General features: G+C 31.6%; 1 protein-coding gene. It reads left to right on the forward strand.

All coding sequences use genetic code 11. The features are described from left to right. Positions 1 to 152: 152 nt before the first annotated feature. On the forward strand, positions 153 to 592 hold a 440-nt coding region (locus FE392_RS22755), incomplete at its 3' end, for a YqxI family protein (RefSeq protein ID WP_319931951.1).

Here is a 592-nt window from a genome sequence, read left to right on the forward strand (position 1 = left end):
CAGCACTCACACCCAAAAACAGGGAAACTCAACATTGGATTACTAATTTTGTTTTCCAAAAGTATATGCAATTTTACATATACAGAAAAAAGAGTTTTGAAATATGACATACTTATCTTTGTTAAAAAAATTTATTTCTGGAGGAATTATACATGTTAAAAATTAAATCTAAATTCAAAAAAATCATTCCAGCAACAATGGCATTTGCGGCTCTTTTAACAGTTGCACCTTTATCTTCTTTTGCAGCTGAAACAGAAACGCCTGTAAAAAATAATGTAGTGAATTTCCCACAAACAAATTATAAAGTAGAAAATGTAAATCAAACTGTTTCTTTAGATGAAGATGGTGATGTATCAGCTCAAGGGTGGAAAAAATCAGCTGTTGTTTGGGGCTTAAAAAATGGTGGAGATGCGTTACAGACACTTACAAAATGGTTGGGTGCTGGAACTAAAGAAGCAAAATATTTGAATAAACATGCGAAAAGTATTGCTAATGCATTAGATCGTTTTGAAAGTCATATTGAACAAAATTTAATTGATTTTATGATTTTTGAATGCGGAATTCCTGGTGGATCAGCTCGAGTTATTGCAAG

Origin of the sequence: Xenorhabdus santafensis (genome assembly GCF_033949405.1) — a bacterium.
GTDB lineage: Bacteria > Pseudomonadota > Gammaproteobacteria > Enterobacterales > Enterobacteriaceae > Xenorhabdus > Xenorhabdus santafensis.